Annotated in this window: 4 protein-coding genes; 2 read left to right on the top strand and 2 right to left on the bottom strand. The window is 60.9% G+C overall.

What is annotated here, in order from left to right; all coding sequences use genetic code 11:
- Positions 1 to 445: 445 nt before the first annotated feature.
- Positions 446 to 1,048 (bottom strand): general stress protein, encoded by a 603-nt coding sequence (locus tag EN969_RS25405; RefSeq protein WP_063170170.1) that lies wholly within the window; start codon positions 1,046 to 1,048, stop codon positions 446 to 448.
- Between the two features lie 20 nt (positions 1,049 to 1,068).
- On the bottom strand, positions 1,069 to 1,812 hold the full coding sequence (locus EN969_RS25410) for a DUF4142 domain-containing protein (RefSeq protein ID WP_063170169.1): 744 nt from the start codon (positions 1,810 to 1,812) through the stop codon (positions 1,069 to 1,071).
- 163 nt (positions 1,813 to 1,975) lie between these two features.
- On the opposite strand from EN969_RS25410, the gene EN969_RS25415 reads away from it, so the two are divergent.
- Both EN969_RS25415 and EN969_RS25420 read left to right on the top strand, forming a co-directional pair.
- Positions 1,976 to 2,155 (top strand): hypothetical protein, encoded by a 180-nt coding sequence (locus EN969_RS25415; protein ID WP_024502377.1) that lies wholly within the window; start codon positions 1,976 to 1,978, stop codon positions 2,153 to 2,155.
- A gap of 152 nt (positions 2,156 to 2,307) precedes the next feature.
- Entirely contained in the window at positions 2,308 to 2,562 is a 255-nt protein-coding gene (locus EN969_RS25420) for a DUF982 domain-containing protein (RefSeq protein WP_013533177.1), read from the top strand.
- The last annotated feature ends 218 nt before the right edge of the window (positions 2,563 to 2,780 follow it).

Here is a 2,780-nt window from a genome sequence, read left to right on the forward strand (position 1 = left end):
CTTTAGATGCTTCTTATATTAGGAGATTATTAACTCTTATAGAGAGGAAGCGTCAACGCCCAACTTGGCCGAACAGTTAATAGTCGAACATAAGGGGAGCCACAGTCACTAGAATCGAGTTGTGAGATCGAACAGGCGCACGCCCGATATGAGCCAGGCGGCAGACGTGCGGCTCAGCGTGACCAGAGCCCGCCAGCGCACCACCATACCAACACCGCACCTTGATCGCTGAGTACTTTTCGTGCAGCACGCCAACCCGACAGCCAGCCAGTTCGCTTGAACGGTCGGGGATTCAACTGAGATCACTTAACGCGCCGGACAGCCGGGAAGCTTCATGCCTTGCTCACGGAGATCTTGAAGCCGGGCAACTCGAACATCTGTCCCACACGCTCCGTAGCACTTCGTGAAACCTCGTCGTTCGGTACGTGCGACCACACCTCCTCGTTCAAGGCCGATTGATCGCCCGAGCGCTGTCGCGATCGGTCTCGTCAGGGATATATTCGCCGGCATTGGCATCGAAGCCGGTCCAGCCGCCAGCCTCGTAAGCCCTGCGGCGTTCGGCAAGATCGACCGATCTGGATTGCCCCAGAATTTCCTCGGCATTTGCAATGAGTTCATCGTCCACCCTGGCCGTGACCAACGTGCCGCCGCGGCGTACGCCCTCCGCATACACGTGGGCATCGTTCTCGGGCACGCCGGACTCCGTCAGAGCGCCGACAATGCCTCCGACCGCACCGCCTGCCACCGCCCCGGCAACGACACCTGTCGCGGTGGCGGCGAGCCAACCCGCCGCGACCACAGGTCCGACGCCCGGGATGGCCATGACCCCCAGCCCTGTCAGCAATCCGCCGGCACCGCCGATCACGGCTCCAATCCCCGCGCCAGCCCCGGCATCCTCGGCAGCCTCCGAACGGTCGCCCTCGTACCAGTCATCCGAGTTGTTGGCGACGATGCTGATGTTCGCATGCGGGACGCCCGTGGCTTCCAGTTCGCGGACCGCGTCGGCCGCGTCGTCATAGTTGTCGAACAGTCCAGTTACCGTTTTCATTGATTTCTCCTGATCCGTGCTCACTTGCTGGCGGCAACGACGTTGCCCTGATAGTCCAGGCCGACGGCGAGGCTTTCGCCTGCCTTGGTGGCATGGCCCCGCCAGATGCCCTGGTCGTCCTTGGTAAGCTTCGACACGTTGGTATAGCCTGCACCCTCGATGCGGCTCTTGGCCTGGGCTTCGGTGAAGCTGTTTGCGCCGGGAACGAGAGCGGCGGCATTGGGGGTATTGTCGGTCTTCACCGCCGGTGTTGTCGCTCCCGTGATGGCGTCCTGCCCGGCTGCGATCTTTTCGATCATCTGCTGGTGCGTCTTCAGCGTATCGACCGTTTGCTGGGCGAATGTCTTGAGCCCGGCGTTGTCGCCGCCGCTGGCATAGGTTTCGAACAGCTTGACGGCGTCGGCATGCGCCTTGCGCTGCATGTCGACATAGGCTGGATCGATCGGAGCCTGCGCATTCTTGAGCTTGTCGAGATCGCCCTGGTGCTGGGCATCAAGCGCCGGCGGCACTTTCAATTTTTGTTCGCCGGCCACCGTTGCCAGCTTGGCATTGGCCGCGCCGTGATCGCGGATCATCATCTGGGCGAAGTCCTTGATGCTCTGGTCCTGAACCTTGCCCAAGGCAATCTGGCTCGAGTCGACTTCGAACTTGCCGCCGATGGCAGCCTTGTCGACGAAGGCCTGGGCGCTGTCGGCAGCAAAAGCAGGCACGGCGAGAAAAATGGAAGCAGCGGCGAGCGATGCGAAAAATTGTCGTGTTTTCATCGGCTTTGTCCTTGCCTGGGATGCGTCGCCCTAACAGGCCAAGATGCGCTTTGTTCCGATACCCAGACGACATGCCTGCAGGCCCGGCAGCACCACGATCCACGCATGAGGCTGCCGGACTATCTCGCGTGAGATCTGCCACATCGACGGAAAATGTGGAGAAGTGACAGGCGACAGGAACGCCGGCACCATGAACCAGCGTGGCTGCAAAAAAGCCGTGGTCGAGACAAGCAGTTTCCAGGCGCCGCTATTCTACATGCAGCATGGGTTCGAGGAATTCGGCAAAGTCGAATTCGGAATTCCAGGGCACGCACGCATCTTCCTTCGCAAGGACCTGTTGTAAGTCTTGGGACGGGCGCGCACGGACGGCCAACGGCTAGTTGTTTCAAACGCCAGGTGCTCTGGAACAAATCGACGGTTGCGGAGTTAAAGCGCGTCGCGACGCGCAGTCTTGCAGCGGCGTGTCGAATAGAGTGCATCCCGCTGGAGAGGCATGTGCGTACTGGACATTTCAGAAAGCCGATTGTCATTCAACCTGGCCGGATAGACCGCGACAGGGTTGTGGTTTCGGTGTCGGACGCAGCCGAAGTGCTGCTGCGGGACTGGCCAAAGCCGACATCCGAGAGGCGTCTTGCCGCGATCAGAGCGTGCCTTGCCGTCATGCGAGGCGAAAAGCCGACAAGGGCGGCACGACAGGCGTTCATCGTTGCGGCCAAGGACGCCAGGATTCTGCTGAGCGAGCAAGTCTGACCGTGGTGGGTCGCCTCAGCGCATGCAAGCTTGGTTCCGCCGGCGCCTGCAAGTGCGATACTGCCGAGATCGGTTCGAAGGGGAGAGATTATGGCTAAGGTTACAGGTCTCACGGCTGCCGCGGCCAGAGGCGAAGTTCAGGCAGGAGCAACGCACGACAAGACGCCGGGGTTCGATCCCGCCATTGCCCCGCTTGAGACAGACGCAGAGGCCGCGGA

The sequence above is a fragment of the Mesorhizobium sp. M7A.F.Ca.CA.003.01.2.1 genome, from assembly GCF_003998945.1.
GTDB lineage: Bacteria > Pseudomonadota > Alphaproteobacteria > Rhizobiales > Rhizobiaceae > Mesorhizobium > Mesorhizobium ciceri.